This is a genomic window from Rhodococcus sp. MT28, assembly GCF_058792695.1.
The window spans coordinates 833,446-847,994 of sequence record NZ_JBXAFD010000002.1 but is presented as its reverse complement, the minus strand read 5'-3'; the positions used below and the strand labels follow the sequence as shown (position 1 = coordinate 847,994).

Sequence of the window (14,549 nt, the reverse complement as noted above, 5' to 3'; positions counted from 1 at the left end):
GAGGTGATGCACACGATGACCAGGTCACAAGCTGACGCAACGGATTCACCGCGGCGCAAGTACGCCCCTCGCATGGCGCCGGAGCAACGTCGCGAGCAGCTCCTCGACGCAGCATTCGAGGTCACCGGCCGCGTTGGCCTGCACAACCTCAGCATGGAATCCGTCGCTGCCGAAGCCGGTGTCGGCAAGCCCGTCCTCTACACGATTTTCGATACCAGGACCGATCTCGTCGCTGCACTGCTGCGCCGTGAGCACGAGCGAGCCATCGCTCAGGTACTCGAAACCATGCCGACAGATCTGAGCGAACTCGGCCCAGCGGCGTCATACACCGGGACCGTCGGCGCCTTCGTCGACGCCGTACTGGAGAACCCGACGCGCTGGCGCCTGATTCTGACGTCTGTCGAGAACGCCCCCAGCGAGTATCACGGCTTGTTGAAGCTCTCTCGCGGAGCTGTCTTCGCCCGCGCCGAAGAACTGGCCCGCGCCGGGATTGCCCTCGAGTCGAAGCTCGAAGGCCTTGATCCGGTTCTCCTCGCACACACCATGATGTCGTTCGCCGAAATGCTCGGACGACTGGCCGTCAGTGATCCCGAAACCTATACCCGAGAACGACTTTCCAGTTTTGCCGTGGCTCTCGCACAATCGGTCGGGCGTTAGCGGCCGACTGAAACCTGTCGGTCGGATCTGCTTCAATACACGCATGACATCACCATCGATCGAACCGCTACAGCTTTTCGAAACGTCTCCGGGCAACTGGTCACTGATGCTCACCGACCAGCATTTCGGCAAGGTGGCATCGACATTCGAGCAGGTAGAGGGTTTCGAAGGCTCCGGTTACGACTGGGCGTCGGTCGCCCACGCAGTGGTAGGCCGCGATGCACCGCATCTGGAGGGCCGCTTCGGCACCGATCCCGAAGCGGGCATGTTTGTTGCGTACGGCAGCGACACCGAAGCTCTCGGTGAGCTCGGAGTGCTACTCGCCAAAGCGTATTCGGATGCCGAGTACCTCGGTGGCCTGGTCGCCATTTCCGAACTCGACTAGAGCGCCGGTCGAAACGACACCGGCCCCACACCTAGGTGCGGGGCCGGTACCGAACGAAAGATCTAGCCGACCAACAACTCGGCAATCTGAATCGTGTTGAGCGCGGCACCCTTACGCAGATTGTCGCCCGAAACGAAGAGCGCGAGTCCGCGTCCCTCCGGGACACCCGGATCCTGACGGATACGACCGACCAGCGACGCGTTGCCACCGGCAGCGGCCAGCGGCGTCGGAACCTCGACCAGCTCGACGCCCGGAGCGTCGGCGAGGATCTCCTTGGCGCGAGCAACCGAGAGCGGGTTGGCGAACTCTGCGTTGATCGCGAGCGAGTGCCCGGTCACGACGGGAACGCGCACGCACGTACCCGAAACCAACAGATCGGGAAGTCCGAGGATCTTGCGGCTCTCGTTGCGGAGCTTCTGATCCTCGTCGGTCTCGCCGCTTCCGTCGTCGACCAGCGAACCTGCGAGAGGCAGGACGTTGAACGCGATGGGGGCGACGTAGTTGTTCGGGGCCGGGAAGTCGACGGCACTGCCGTCGTGAACCAGCTTCTCCGCGTCTCCGACTACGGCGCGCACCTGGCCGAGGAGTTCCTCGACGCCGGCGATGCCGCTACCGGACACGGCCTGGTAGCTGGAGACGATCAGACGCTGCAGACCCGCTTCGTCGTGCAGAACCTTCAGCACCGGCATCGCTGCCATGGTGGTGCAGTTGGGGTTCGCGATAATGCCCTTGACCAGGTTCTTCGTGTCCTGCGGGTTGACCTCGCTGACCACGAGGGGAACCTCGGGATCCTTGCGCCATGCCGAAGAGTTGTCGACAACGGTCGCGCCGGCAGCAGCGAAGCGCGGAGCCTGGGCGCGCGAGAGCGTCGCACCGGCTGAGAACAGGGCGATGTCGATGCCCTTCAGGTCCTCATCCGATGTGGCGGCCGCATCCTCGACGATGATCTCTTCGCCGCGGAAGGGCAGCTTCTTACCGGCGGAGCGTGCAGATGCGAAGAACCGCACCTTGTCCGCGGGGAAGTTCCGCTCTTCGAGCAAAGTGCGCATGACGATGCCGACCTGACCGGTCGCACCGACAACAGCGATAGTCGTCATGAGAAATTACCGTCCCGTTCCAGCGTGTACTACTGCTTCTTCTTCGCCACCGAGCCCGAAAGCGTCGTGGATGACACGTACAGCGTCGTCCAATTCGGTGTCCTTGACCAGCACTGAGATGCGGATCTCAGAGGTCGAGATGAGGTCGATGTTGATGTCTGCCTTGGCCAGCGCCTCGCAGAACGTGGCGGTGACGCCCGGGTGGCTCCGCATTCCGGCGCCGACCAGGGAAACCTTGCCGATGTGGTCGTCGAACAAGATCTGCGTGAAGCCGATGTCTTCCTGACGCTTGGTCAGGATCTCGACGGCGCGGGGGCCGTCGGCCGTCGGAAGCGTGAAGGTGATGTCCGTCTTGTTGGTCTCCACCTTGGAGATGTTCTGCAGCACCATGTCGATGTTGATCTCGGCATCGGAGACTGCGCGGAACACCTTGGCAGCGTGTCCCGGTGTGTCCGGCAATCCGACAACGGTGATCTTGGCTTCGCCGCGATCGTGCGCGACTCCGGTGATCAGGGCCTCTTCCACAGGAATGTCCTCCATCGATCCGGACACGATTGTTCCGGGCTTGGTGGTGTATGACGAACGGACGTGCACAGGCACGTTGTAACGACGGGCGTACTCGACGCACCGGAGCATGAGCACCTTGGCACCACACGCTGCGAGTTCGAGCATTTCCTCGAAGGAAACCGTCTCGAGGCGGTGAGCGTCGGGGACGATGCGCGGATCGGCGGAGAAAACGCCGTCGACGTCGGTGTAGATCTCGCAGACGTCGGCGTTGAGCGCAGCTGCCAACGCCACGGCAGTGGTGTCCGAGCCACCGCGTCCGAGCGTCGTGATGTCCTTGCTGTCCTGGCTGACGCCTTGGAATCCGGCGACCAGAACGATCGAGCCTTCGTCCAGCGCAGTGCGAACACGGCCCGGCGTGACGTCGATGATCTTGGCGTTTCCGTGGCTGCCGGTCGTGATGACTCCGGCTTGTGAGCCCGAGAACGAACGAGCTTCGGCGCCGAGGGAGTGAATTGCCATCGCTACCAAGGAGTTGGAGATGCGCTCACCCGAGGTCAGCAGCATGTCCATTTCACGGGCCGGCGGGGAAGGGCACACCTGCTGAGCCAGATCGAGCAGCTCATCGGTGGTATCGCCCATCGCTGACACCACGACGACGACATCATTGCCGGCCTTCTTGGTCTCGACGATCCGTTCAGCGACTCGTCGGATGCGCTCGGCGGTTGCCACCGAGGATCCGCCGTACTTCTGGACGACGAGAGCCACGCGTTTCTACCTCCAGGTCGAAATTGTTTACAGATACCAGAGGTCGAGCTTACCGAGGTGGTCCTGGGACTTCCCGATGCGTACTGCTGTTCGCCTCAGATCCGCGCGGGATCAGTTGCGAGATCCGCGATCGCATCAACGTCGCAGAACGCGAGCCACCGGCAACGTAACCGACCACCGTGACGGCAACTCCGCAGGCGAGAAGCACGCGGATACTGCTGACCAGCGAAACTGCCAGCGCGTCGTACACCGCGACTGCCGCCTCAGATGACGGTATGTCTGAATTCTGTAAATAGACCCGCCGCACGACGGCCAGCGCCACCAACAGGGCGATCATCGCCACCGCCGTCGCCAGCCCGACCATGGACAGTGCGCGCATTCGCCTCGGCGCAACTGCGACGGCCGCGATCGCACAGGCCAGCGACACCCACGGCAGCCAGGCCGCTGCCCGGTCGAGAGTGTTCGAGAGGTCCTGGGCCCGCACCAGCTCGTCGGATTGCAGGATCTCGAACTGCGGATCGAACGTCGGAAGACGATCGACGACGGTGAATCCGCGATCGCGGAGGTTCGTCCGCAGTTCTGTCATGATCGGCTCGAGGGACAAGGTGACTGTTCCGCTGTCGTCGGACCGAACGATGCCGTCGGTGGCTCTGCCGGTCACCATCGCAGCAAGTTGCGCGTGCGCCTGACGGTTGGCCGCGGTCCAGAGCGTCGCGAACTGGTCGCTGGAGACCAACGACTGAGCCGCCTCCCGAACAAGTTTCTCGGCTTGTCTCGTCACCACCTGCGGAAACCGGTCCAACCGCTGCGTCAGTTCCTCGGTCAGCCGATCAACGACAGCCGCTTGGACAGCAGGTTCGGAAGCCAACGGGGCAACCGTCTCGACGTAACTGTCGGTGTCGTTCACCTGGGTGTGGACGAACAGCGCGAGCACCGAGCCGGCAGCACCGAGACCAGCGAGAACGATCAGCAGTGAACAGACGATCCAGCGGATCGAGCGCATCACGTGTGCTTGGCGCGCGCCGGTCGAATCTTCGCGGTGATGTGGTGAATGCGGTGATCGTCAGCGGGTATCCGGAAGGTCTCGGTAACCCGAACGGTCATCAGGTTCCGCCCGAACAACCCGGCGTCGAGGAGGTAGTCAGCCGTCAGGTCGTCCCCGTCGACCGTCCACTCCACCTCACGAATGTCGCGGATCACGCGATACTGAGGACCTCCGGAAAGGCTGCGCCGCAAATGATTCCCCGAAAATCCGGTCTTGAGCCCGACCTCGTGGCGTACCGCGTCCGGAGCCAGCGGTACGGAACTGCCATCGTGACTGCGGAGCGCGTCGAGGTACGTGCTCGCCACGGCGATTCGGGGATCCATGGACGACAGTCCACCATTTTCGGGGCCGAAACGGCAGCACAATTCGGCGACAAATTGGACATGAGGGCGAACCCCACCGATTTCTCGCGAAATCCAGGAGTAGAGTGCTGTGCATGCAGCGCGCACTCCTTCTTGGTTGCCGCGACGGGGTCTGATCCAGACTGGCCTCCCGCCGCGGGGTTTTTGTGCGCCGGTCGACCAAGCCTTCCGGACTCATGGTCTTGACCAACAGGTCAACAGGCCGGGTCCACAATCCTGGAGATCACACCCATGTCCCCCGCTGACGCATTCACCACCGGCACTCGCACCATCACCCCGCCCACGAAGCCGGCACCGTCCGACCAGCCTGCGTGGAACACGCAGAAGAACTCGTCGATGCCGACGTTCCGCTACCGCCCGTTCGCCGAAGAGGTCGAGACGGTCACGCTGCCCGACCGCACCTGGCCGGACAAGATCATCGACCGAGCACCCCAGTGGTGTGCCGTTGACCTGCGCGACGGCAACCAGGCGCTGATCGATCCGATGAGCCCGGCGCGCAAGCGTCGTATGTTCGATCTCCTGGTTCGTATGGGATACAAGGAGATCGAGGTCGGCTTCCCGTCCGCGAGCCAGACGGACTTCGATTTCGTTCGCGAGATCATCGAGGACGGCGCCATCCCGTCCGACGTCACCATCCAGGTGCTGACGCAGTCGCGTCCCGAGCTGATCAAGCGCACGTTCGAGGCCTGTGAAGGTGCCGAGAACGCGATCGTGCACTTCTACAACTCCACCTCGATTCTGCAGCGCCGCGTCGTGTTCCGCGCCGACAAGGACACGATCAAGAAGATCGCCACCGACGCCGCCGAACTGGTCCTCGCCGAGTCGAAGAAGTACCCGGACACGAACTGGCGCTGGGAATACTCGCCCGAGTCCTACACCGGCACCGAGCTCGAGTACGCCAAGGAAGTATGTGACGCCGTCACCGAAACCCTGGGTGCGACGCCGGCCAACCCGGTCATCCTGAACCTGCCCGCCACCGTCGAGATGGCTACACCCAACGTGTATGCCGACTCCATCGAGTGGATGCACCGCAACCTGGCCCGCCGCGATTCGGTCATCCTGTCGCTGCACCCCCACAACGACCGCGGCACGGGTGTCGCTGCAGCCGAGCTGGGCTACCAGGCCGGCGCGGACCGCATCGAAGGCTGCCTGTTCGGCAACGGTGAGCGCACCGGCAACGTCTGCCTGGTCACTCTCGCTCTGAACATGTTCACGCGCGGCGTCGACCCGCAGATCGATTTCTCGAACATCGACGAGATCCGTCGCACGGTCGAGTACTGCAACCAGCTGCCCGTCCACGAGCGTCATCCGTACGGCGGCGACCTGGTCTACACCGCGTTCTCCGGCAGCCACCAGGACGCGATCAACAAGGGCCTCGACGCCATGAAGGTCGACGCCGACAGCCAGAACTCCGACGTCGACGACATTCTCTGGCAGGTCCCCTACCTGCCGATCGACCCGAAGGACGTCGGCCGCAGCTACGAGGCCGTCATCCGTGTGAACTCGCAGTCCGGCAAGGGCGGCGTCGCCTACATCATGAAGGCCGATCACGGTCTGGTGCTGCCGCGTCGTCTGCAGGTCGAGTTCTCGCAGTCGGTCCAGAAGATCACCGACGGCGAGGGCGGCGAGGTCTCGCCGAAGGAAATGTGGGATGTCTTCCACGAGGAGTACCTCGCTCCCATCACCCCGCTCGAGCGCATGAAGCAGAAGGTCACCGCGTCCGAGGAGGACGGCGGCACCGATGCGATCACCGCGATCGTCAAGGTGAACGGCAAGGAGCAGGAGATCTCGGGAACCGGCAACGGCCCGCTCGCTGCCTTCGTCGACGCGCTGGGAAGCATCAACTTCGACGTTCGTGTACTCGACTACTCCGAGCACGCGATGTCCGCCGGTGACGACGCCCAGGCCGCGGCCTACGTCGAGTGCGCCGTGACGGGCCCGGAGGGTCAGAGCACCGTCGTCTGGGGTGTGGGTATCGCCACGTCGATCACGACGGCCTCGCTGCGCGCTGTGGTCTCGGCAGTGAACCGCGCCAGCTGACACTCAGCTCCTGACTCGTGAACAATCCCTGGTCTCACCCGATTTTCGGGTGGGGCCAGGGTCGTTTTCAGAGCACTGAAGATTTTCGGTCGATGTTTTCGATTCGGCATGACATTGGTCCCGAAAGAGTCGGTTAGCGAAGTTAACAAAAAGAATTCACCCATCGAGGATGATGCAGACGCCACGTGCGCGTGAGATAGTCAGCTCAGACAAATCCGACTTGTGAAATGGAGCTCGACAATGGATTCCTTTTGGGACTTCCTCTGGCTGATCATCATCAGCTTCGCGTTCATCGCGTACTTGATCCTGCTCTTCTCGATCATCACCGACCTGTTCCGCGATCACAAGACCTCCGGCTGGGTGAAGGCAATCTGGATCGTCTTCCTGTTCTTCATTCCGCTGCTCACCTCGCTCGTCTACCTGATCGTTCGCAGTGACGGAATGGCACAGCGGTCCCTCGAGGCTGCACAGCAGGTCAAGAACGCACAGGACAGCTACATCCGTGAGGTTGCCGGAAAGTCCCCGGCCGAATCCATCGCAGATGCAAAGGCACTTCTCGACGCCGGCACCATCAGTGAAGAAGAATTCGCAGCACTGAAGGCCAAGGCTCTCGCCTGATACCGGCCCTCACTAAGCGACCCTCACTAAACCGTGAGGATTGCACTACCGAAACGGGAGCGACACTAATCGTGTCGCTCCCGTTTTGTGTTCATTCACCAACAGCTGCTCATTCACCGACAGCCGTTCATTCACCGACGGCCCTTCATTCACCGACAGCCCTTCATTCACCGACAGCCTTCATTCACCGACAGCACGCGCGACGTCACGAAAGGCGTCGAGCACGACTCCGATAGCCGGACTGCGGTTGGCGTGTAACCGAGTTGCCAATTCATAAACTCGTGCAGCGCGCACTCCCGCCACCGGTTTCCTCGAAACTCCGGGATGCGTGATCGCGTATCGCGGCATCAAAGCCACGCCGTGGCCCGCCGCCACCAGCTCTTCGATGACGCGGAAATCGTTTATCCGATGAGCGACGCGAGGCTGGACGCCGGTTACCGACGCAACCGACAGCAGAACGTCGTCGACCGGAAACCCGCCGCGCACGCTTATCCAGTTCTCGTCGGCCAATTGTTCCAGCCGGACCGAATCCTGCTCGGCGAGTGGATGATCAGGCCGCAGCACCAGATCGATCGGTTCACGCATCAGCGGTTGCACGCTGACCCGGGGAAACGACGTCTCGGCTCCGCGTTCGTCACGGTGAGTGAGGATCACATCGTGATCGGCCAACAGCCCAGGGACGGCCGACGCCGGTTTGTCGACGTCGTAGGCGTCGATGTCCACGTCCGAGTTCTTCAGCGCCGTCAGGACACCGGGCAGCAGGAGCGCCGCGCCGGAGGGAAAGAACGCGACTCGCACCTTTCCCCGCGGCGAGCCTCGGTACGACGCCATCTCGTCCGCCGCCCGGTCTAGCGCCGCCACCACGTCGTCGGCGCGAAGCACCAGCGCTCTGCCCGCGTCGGTGAGGCGCAGCGTGCGCCCGTCCGGTTCGAGGAGCGAGACCCCCGCTTCTCGTCCGAGGATCTTGAGTTGTTGCGAGACGGCGGACGGCGTCATCGAGAGGGCAAGAGCAGTAGCGCCGACGGTTCCTCGGTCGGCGAGCTCGCGGAGGATTCGCAGGCGCGTGGCATCCATACGGTGACGAATATCCATGTAGCAAAACTACATGGATAGTGCATCTATATTCGCTTGTTCTGATGCTTCGTACGGCTCACGATTAACGCATGACTCCCCGCGACCGTCTCCTCGGCCTGACCGTGATCGTCTTGTGGGGTCTGAACTTCCTGGCCATTCGCGTCGGCCTGGATCATTTCCCGCCGTTCTTCTTCGCAGCGCTGCGGTTTCTGATCATCGCGATTCCGGTGGTCATCTTCGTGCCGCGTCCACAGGTGCCGCTCCGCTGGCTGCTGCTCTACGGATTCGGTTTCGGATTCGGCCAGTTCGTCTTCCTCTTCTGGGCGATGCATTCGGGGATGCCGACGGGCCTTGCATCACTTGTCCTGCAGTCGTCAGCACCGTTCACCGTCCTACTCGGCGCTTTCCTGCTCCGCGAGAAGCTCAGCGTCTGGCAGGTCTCCGGTATCGCCGTCGCCGTTGGCGGGATGTCCTTGATCGGCTGGGACCGCTCGCACCACGCGGCACTGCTGCCCGTCGTCCTCACACTCCTCGGCGGCCTGTCCTGGGCGTTCGGCAATCTCGGCAGCCGCTTGGCTGCGGCGAACACCGTCGGCGAGCCTGCACCGATGCGCTTGATGTTGTGGATGTGTGTCATCCCGCCGTTACCGATGCTCGCACTGTCAGCCGTGGTCGAAGGCCCCACAGTCGGCTGGCACGCACTCGGCACCGCATTCAGCGCCGACGCCTGGCCGTCGCTGGTCGGACTGGCCTACATCATTCTGCTCGGCACCATCGCCGGATCCGGGCTCTGGACGATGCTCATGGGCCGCTATCCCGCCGGCATGGTGGCGCCGCTCTCCTTGCTGGTGCCAGTCGTGGGAATCGGCGCGTCCTGGCTGTTCCTGCACGAGGATCCGAGCCCGTTGTCACTGGTCGGGGCGGTCATCGTGATCGCCGGAGCGAGTGCCGCACAGATGAGGCGTAAGCCCGCGAACACTGTTTTCTCGGACACACCTGCAGCCTCACCACCGGCGCGACTCGGCGTCTGACGACGCCCTGTGCCAAACTCGGGCCGTGGGAACTGGACTATCGATCACAGCGCGCGGAAAGCTCGCCATGCGAGCTGCCGCAGCAGCATCTTGGGCATCGCAGAAGGCCGGTCGCGGCAAGGGTTCGATGATCGGCGGGCTGATCGCCCTCAAGATCGACCCGACGCTCATGACTCAGCTCGGACGCGGCAAGCGCACCGTCGTGGTCACCGGCACCAACGGCAAGTCGACGACCACACGTATGACCGCCGCAGCGCTCGCGACACTCGGTGACGTCGCCACGCAGGCCGACGGCGCCAACATGGATGCCGGGATCGTGGCCGCCCTGGCCGCGCGTACCGATGCGACGCTGGCGGCACTCGAGGTCGACGAACTGCACGTCCCCCACGTAGCCGACGCCGTGAACCCGGAAGTGATCGTGCTGCTGAATCTCAGCCGCGATCAGCTCGACCGGGTCGGCGAGATCAACATGATCGAACGGAAACTGCGCGCGTGCGTCAACGCGCATCCGAATGCGGTGATCGTCGCCAACTGCGACGACGTACTGGTCACCTCCGTGGCATACGACGCCACCAACGTCGTGTGGGTTGCTGCCGGCGGCGGTTGGGCCGGCGATTCCGTCAGCTGCCCGCGCACCGGCGAACCCATCGTGTGGGAGGGAAAGCACTGGCGCAGTACCGGTTCCGACTTCGCGCGGCCCGAGCCGACCTGGTGGCTCGACGACGACAATCTCTACGGCCCCGACGGCCTGAAGATTCCGATGACGTTGACCCTCCCCGGAAAAGCCAACCGCGGCAACGCAGCTCAGGCCGTAGCGGCTGCAGCGGCTTTGGGTGCAGATCCGGTCGGGGCAGTTGCCGCCGCATCGACGGTTCAAGAAGTCGCAGGTCGATACAGCACCGTCGAGGTCGGACCGCACTCCGTTCACATGCTGCTCGCGAAGAATCCCGCCGGCTGGCAGGAAGCGTTGTCGATGATCGATCCCACGGTGGACGGTCTGGTCATCGCGGTGAACGGTCAGGTGCCGGACGGCGAGGACCTCTCCTGGCTGTGGGACGTGAAGTTCGAGCACTTCGAAGGTGTCAAGGTAGTGGCCGCCGGTGAACGCGGAACAGATCTGGCAGTTCGCCTCACGTACGCGGGCGTCGAGCACACTCTCGACCCGGACCCGTTGCGCGCCATCGCTTCCTGCCCTCCCGGACGTGTGGAGGTACTGGCGAACTACACGGCCTTCCGTGACCTCAACACTGCCATCGCGAAGGAGTCTCGCAATGTCTGACTCGACAGTTCGCATCGGTCTGGTACTCCCCGACGTCATGGGCACCTACGGCGACGGCGGCAATGCCCTGATCCTGCGTCAGCGTCTACGGATGCGAGGCTACGACGCCGAAATCGTGGACATCACCCTCAGCGATCCGGTCCCCGATTCGCTCGACGTGTACACGTTGGGTGGCGCCGAGGATTCCGCTCAGCGCCTCGCCACGCGTCACCTCGCGAAATACCCTGGTCTGCAACGCGCCGCAGAGCGTGGCGCACCGGTTCTGGCGATCTGCGCTGCCATTCAGGTGCTCGGCAACTGGTACGAAACCTCCAGCGGCGAACGCGTCGACGGTGTCTCGATGCTCGACGTCACAACCTCGCCGCAGGAGAAGCGTTCCATCGGCGAAGTCATCACGAAGCCGCTGATCGACGGACTCACCGCGCCCCTCTCAGGTTTCGAGAATCACCGCGGCGGAACAACTCTGGGTAGCTCAGCCTCTGGATTCGCACGTGTCACCCATGGTGTCGGAAACGGCGTCGGCGACGGATTCGAAGGCGTCGTGCAGGGTTCGGTGATCGGGACGTACATGCACGGACCCGCTTTGGCTCGCAACCCCGAACTCGCGGACCTCCTGCTCATGCGCGCCTTGGGTGTGAACGAGCTTGAACCCCTGCATCTGCCCGAGGTCGACAAGCTCCGCAAGGAGCGACTCGCGATTCGCTGAGCCAGTGCCGTCCGTTCGGACGACTGTTGGCCGGCCACGTCAGCTCGTAGCCTCGTTCCATGCGTCTTCGTGTGGCGATCTATATTGCGGCGACTGCGATCATTGCCGTCGGGTGTTCGACGCAGGGCAGTGGCGGGCCCAAAGAAGCAGGCGGGACCCAGCAGGTAAGTGTCACTGCTGATCCAGCTTCAGAAGTGAGCGCAACGGCGCCTACCGTCATCGTGCTGGATGCCTCGGGGTCGATGAAGCAGGACGACGCTCCCGGTCCTCGAATCGATGCCGCCAAGAACGCGATTCACACTCTCGTCAGTGGCCTCCCAGACGATGCTGCGCTCGGTCTGATCGCGTACGGCACCGCCACGGGTAGCAGCGACGCCGAGAAGGTCGCGGGTTGCCGCGACATCAAGACCGTCGTGCCACTCGGACCACTCGATCGAAATGCATTCGCAGCGGGAATCGACGGGTTGTCCGCGTCGGGATACACGCCGATCATGGCTGCGCTTCAACAAGCCGCCGCCGCACTCCCCGCCGATGGTGAGCGCACGATCATCCTCGTCTCCGACGGGGAGGACACCTGCTCGACCGAACCTCCGTGTGAGTCCACCGAAGCGATGCCCCACGATCCTGACCTGACCATCCACACCATCGGATTCAAGCTCGACGCCGCTGCGTCCGCCCAGCTGAAGTGCATCGCCGACGCAACCGGGGGCATGGCGATCGACGCTGCCAACGCGGCGCAACTCACCGCACGGCTGGCGGTTGCCTCGGATCCCGAATCCGCACGGGAGCGACTCTCCACCAGCGGCTTCCGCAACCTTCGGATCGGCATGACGGAGGAGGAAACGCGGAAAGCCGCCGGCGACCTTGCGCCGGTATCGAAGACCGGAACAGTGGTCGTCCAGTGGCAGGACTGCGAATTGACCTTCACCGACGGCGTTCTCGTCGAAATCGCGCCCCGGACCGGCGCTGCCACACTGGACGGACTGACCGTCGGCCAGAAGATGCAGCGTGCCGCCGAACTTTACGGTCCCTTCACTGCCACACCCAATTCCGACGGGGAATCGGTCGCAGTCTTTCCGGCCGACACCGAAGCGGGAACCGGCTATCGCATCACCTTCACACCCGAAGGCAAGAAGGCGGATGAGGGAACGATCACCCGCATAGTCCTCTGCCGATGCTTGCCTGCGACTGCGGGATCATCGGCAGGCGGTACCCCGACCGAGATCGTGAATCTTGTTGCCGTCGACGGTTCCGGCAAACCCAAATCCGGTTGGAGCGTCCAAACGCCGGCCATGAAGATCAGCGAGTGCTACGCAGCATCACAGTCGGCTGTCACGCCGGGAGTCATCACCTGCGGAAGCACCGCAGACGGGGCGGACGCGTGTTGGCCCGGTCCGGAGCCCGATTCGATTCTCTGCCTGCAATTTCCCTGGGGAACAGAACTGATCACCGCTCGGGGAGTCGACGGCGTCGAGGCCTATCCTCCGCCCGCCGACCCGACTCCCTTCGGGCTCGAACTCGAGAACGGTCTTCTCTGCCGCGTCCGACACGGCGGTTCGTGGCCATCTACCGAATCCGACCCCCGTCTGGCGGGCGCCTACTCCTGCCGAGGGCAAGGGGCGGATACCCCCATCGTGTGGGCCGAAAACACCTATCCGATAGATCGTTCCGAAGATCGGTGGACCGTGCTGGTCGGACCGTCGAAGGGACCACTGGAAACCGTCGCCGTCACCAAGGCGATATTCCTTGCCGCCGAATGAGCGCTCAGACGGTTTCGGATTTGCCCTCGGTCAGAATCAGTTCCACGGCCAACAGCGCGGCGCAGGCCAGTCCCGCGACCAGTTCGGGCACCGCGGTGTAGGTACCACCGAGCACGACGACTATCGCGACCGAGAACGGCACGAGGGTGCGTACCGAGGAGTCGTGTAGTCGAATGTGGATGAACCACAAGGCGGCAAGGATGACCGCGACCGGAACGGTGACGGCAGCACCCGTCACCAACGCGCTGCCGTCACCGTGATGAGTCCAGAAGTCGACGCGCGAGGCCAACCCCGCACCGATGGCGGCAGCGGCGGCGAAGATGAAGTAGTGACCGAACCCCCAGACGAAGGGTGAGACGTTGTCACCGCCGATCACTTCGCCTGCATTGCGTTGGAAGTACAACCACCACAGGCTGAAGACAATCAGAATGCCGCCGATCACGACGTAGGTGACCTGCGCTGCCGGATGCTCACCGTCGACCGCGTCCTGAATCGCGATGGTGGTCGAAAGGATCGTCTCGCCCAGAACGATGATGAAGAACAACGAGTACCGCTCCGCGATGTGATGCGGGTGCCACGGCGTCATGCCCGGCTTCTCCGACCAGATCGGTACCGCGAATTCGCACAGAACCAACACCAGGAACGTCGGGACGTAAACGGCGGACGGCACGAAGTAGAAACCGATCCAACCGATCTGGACCAACACGATTCCGAGAGCGTATCGACGCGCCGTGAGCGCATGTTCGGGGTCGTTCCGCGAGACCCTGAGCCATTGGATGACCAGTGCTATTCGCATGATGACGTAGCCGACGATGATCAGCAGGGCGTCGTCGTTGAAGAAGCGGACGATGCCGGCTGCAAGGACCAGCGATCCGAGGATCTGGAAGATGGTCAGCAGCCGGGCGATTCCGTCGTCGTTGTCGTACGCCGAGGTGAACCACGTGAAATTCAGCCACGTCCACCAGATCGCGAAGAAAGCCATCGCGAAGTGCCCGACGCCCGAAGCCGCATGCCCTTCGCTGATCGCGTGGTGCAGACCGGTGGCCGCTTGAGCGACCGCCACGACGAAGCAGAGGTCGGTGAGCAGTTCGAGCGGCGTCGCCACCCGGTGCGGCTCGTGCGGGTCCCGCGGAACCAACGGCCTGATGAACGAACTGGTGCGATTCACGAAGGGCAGAGTAGCGCGATGATTGCCGACGCGCTGCCCGTGACTGGAACCTGTC

The 14,549-nt window shown here is 63.3% G+C and carries 14 protein-coding genes; 8 read left to right on the top strand and 6 right to left on the bottom strand.

The features are described from left to right. Window positions 1-6: 6 nt before the first annotated feature. Both AC1Q6C_RS12250 and AC1Q6C_RS12245 read left to right on the top strand, forming a co-directional pair. The gene (locus tag AC1Q6C_RS12250) at window positions 7-657 is read left to right on the top strand and encodes a TetR/AcrR family transcriptional regulator (protein WP_256520283.1); all 651 of its coding nucleotides are present in this window, start codon (window positions 7-9) and stop codon (window positions 655-657) included. A gap of 43 nt (window positions 658-700) precedes the next feature. Further along, complete coding sequence (locus AC1Q6C_RS12245) at window positions 701-1,042, top strand: Imm51 family immunity protein (RefSeq protein ID WP_065351821.1); 342 nt, start codon at window positions 701-703, stop codon at window positions 1,040-1,042. A 62-nt stretch (window positions 1,043-1,104) separates the two neighbouring features. On the opposite strand, the gene AC1Q6C_RS12240 is transcribed toward AC1Q6C_RS12245, so the two are convergent. The 4 genes from AC1Q6C_RS12240 to AC1Q6C_RS12225 are packed head-to-tail and all read right to left on the bottom strand — an operon-like array spanning window position 1,105 to window position 4,779. Then, window positions 1,105-2,139, bottom strand: coding sequence for an aspartate-semialdehyde dehydrogenase (locus AC1Q6C_RS12240; RefSeq protein ID WP_042447794.1), 1,035 nt, complete (start codon window positions 2,137-2,139; stop codon window positions 1,105-1,107). 6 nt (window positions 2,140-2,145) lie between these two features. Beyond that, the gene (locus AC1Q6C_RS12235; RefSeq protein ID WP_003943494.1) at window positions 2,146-3,411 is read right to left on the bottom strand and encodes an aspartate kinase; all 1,266 of its coding nucleotides are present in this window, start codon (window positions 3,409-3,411) and stop codon (window positions 2,146-2,148) included. 49 nt (window positions 3,412-3,460) lie between these two features. Then, window positions 3,461-4,414 (bottom strand): hypothetical protein, encoded by a 954-nt coding sequence (locus tag AC1Q6C_RS12230; protein WP_492666637.1) that lies wholly within the window; start codon window positions 4,412-4,414, stop codon window positions 3,461-3,463. Continuing rightward, on the bottom strand, window positions 4,414-4,779 hold the full coding sequence (locus tag AC1Q6C_RS12225) for a DUF8021 domain-containing protein (RefSeq protein ID WP_003943492.1): 366 nt from the start codon (window positions 4,777-4,779) through the stop codon (window positions 4,414-4,416). The genes AC1Q6C_RS12230 and AC1Q6C_RS12225 overlap by 1 nt, the downstream gene beginning before the upstream one ends. A gap of 270 nt (window positions 4,780-5,049) precedes the next feature. Here AC1Q6C_RS12225 and leuA point away from each other — a divergent pair, with 270 nt between their 5' ends. Both leuA and AC1Q6C_RS12215 read left to right on the top strand, forming a co-directional pair. Then, a complete protein-coding gene (gene leuA / locus AC1Q6C_RS12220; protein WP_003943488.1) occupies window positions 5,050-6,858 on the top strand; it encodes a 2-isopropylmalate synthase in 1,809 nt (602 codons plus the stop codon). A gap of 240 nt (window positions 6,859-7,098) precedes the next feature. Further along, window positions 7,099-7,476 (top strand): PLDc N-terminal domain-containing protein, encoded by a 378-nt coding sequence (locus tag AC1Q6C_RS12215; RefSeq protein WP_003943489.1) that lies wholly within the window; start codon window positions 7,099-7,101, stop codon window positions 7,474-7,476. A gap of 180 nt (window positions 7,477-7,656) precedes the next feature. Here AC1Q6C_RS12215 and AC1Q6C_RS12210 read toward each other — a convergent pair whose 3' ends face one another. Then, window positions 7,657-8,550, bottom strand: a complete 894-nt coding sequence (locus AC1Q6C_RS12210) for a LysR family transcriptional regulator (protein ID WP_003943476.1) — start codon at window positions 8,548-8,550, stop codon at window positions 7,657-7,659. An 89-nt stretch (window positions 8,551-8,639) separates the two neighbouring features. On the opposite strand from AC1Q6C_RS12210, the gene AC1Q6C_RS12205 reads away from it, so the two are divergent. Genes AC1Q6C_RS12205 through AC1Q6C_RS12190 form a run of 4 tightly spaced genes read left to right on the top strand, consistent with a single transcriptional unit; the run spans window position 8,640 to window position 13,326 of the window. Then, a complete protein-coding gene (locus AC1Q6C_RS12205; protein WP_003943484.1) occupies window positions 8,640-9,581 on the top strand; it encodes an EamA family transporter in 942 nt (313 codons plus the stop codon). A gap of 25 nt (window positions 9,582-9,606) precedes the next feature. Continuing rightward, window positions 9,607-10,860 (top strand): Mur ligase family protein, encoded by a 1,254-nt coding sequence (locus AC1Q6C_RS12200; RefSeq protein ID WP_003943457.1) that lies wholly within the window; start codon window positions 9,607-9,609, stop codon window positions 10,858-10,860. Then, entirely contained in the window at window positions 10,853-11,566 is a 714-nt protein-coding gene (locus AC1Q6C_RS12195; RefSeq protein ID WP_007731510.1) for a type 1 glutamine amidotransferase, read from the top strand. The genes AC1Q6C_RS12200 and AC1Q6C_RS12195 overlap by 8 nt, the downstream gene beginning before the upstream one ends. A gap of 59 nt (window positions 11,567-11,625) precedes the next feature. Next, the gene (locus AC1Q6C_RS12190; RefSeq protein ID WP_492666636.1) at window positions 11,626-13,326 is read left to right on the top strand and encodes a vWA domain-containing protein; all 1,701 of its coding nucleotides are present in this window, start codon (window positions 11,626-11,628) and stop codon (window positions 13,324-13,326) included. Between the two features lie 4 nt (window positions 13,327-13,330). On the opposite strand, the gene AC1Q6C_RS12185 is transcribed toward AC1Q6C_RS12190, so the two are convergent. Beyond that, window positions 13,331-14,494 carry a low temperature requirement protein A gene (locus tag AC1Q6C_RS12185; RefSeq protein ID WP_047271595.1) on the bottom strand — a complete coding sequence of 388 codons (1,164 nt, stop codon included), beginning with the start codon at window positions 14,492-14,494 and terminating at the stop codon, window positions 13,331-13,333. Window positions 14,495-14,549: the final 55 nt, after the last annotated feature.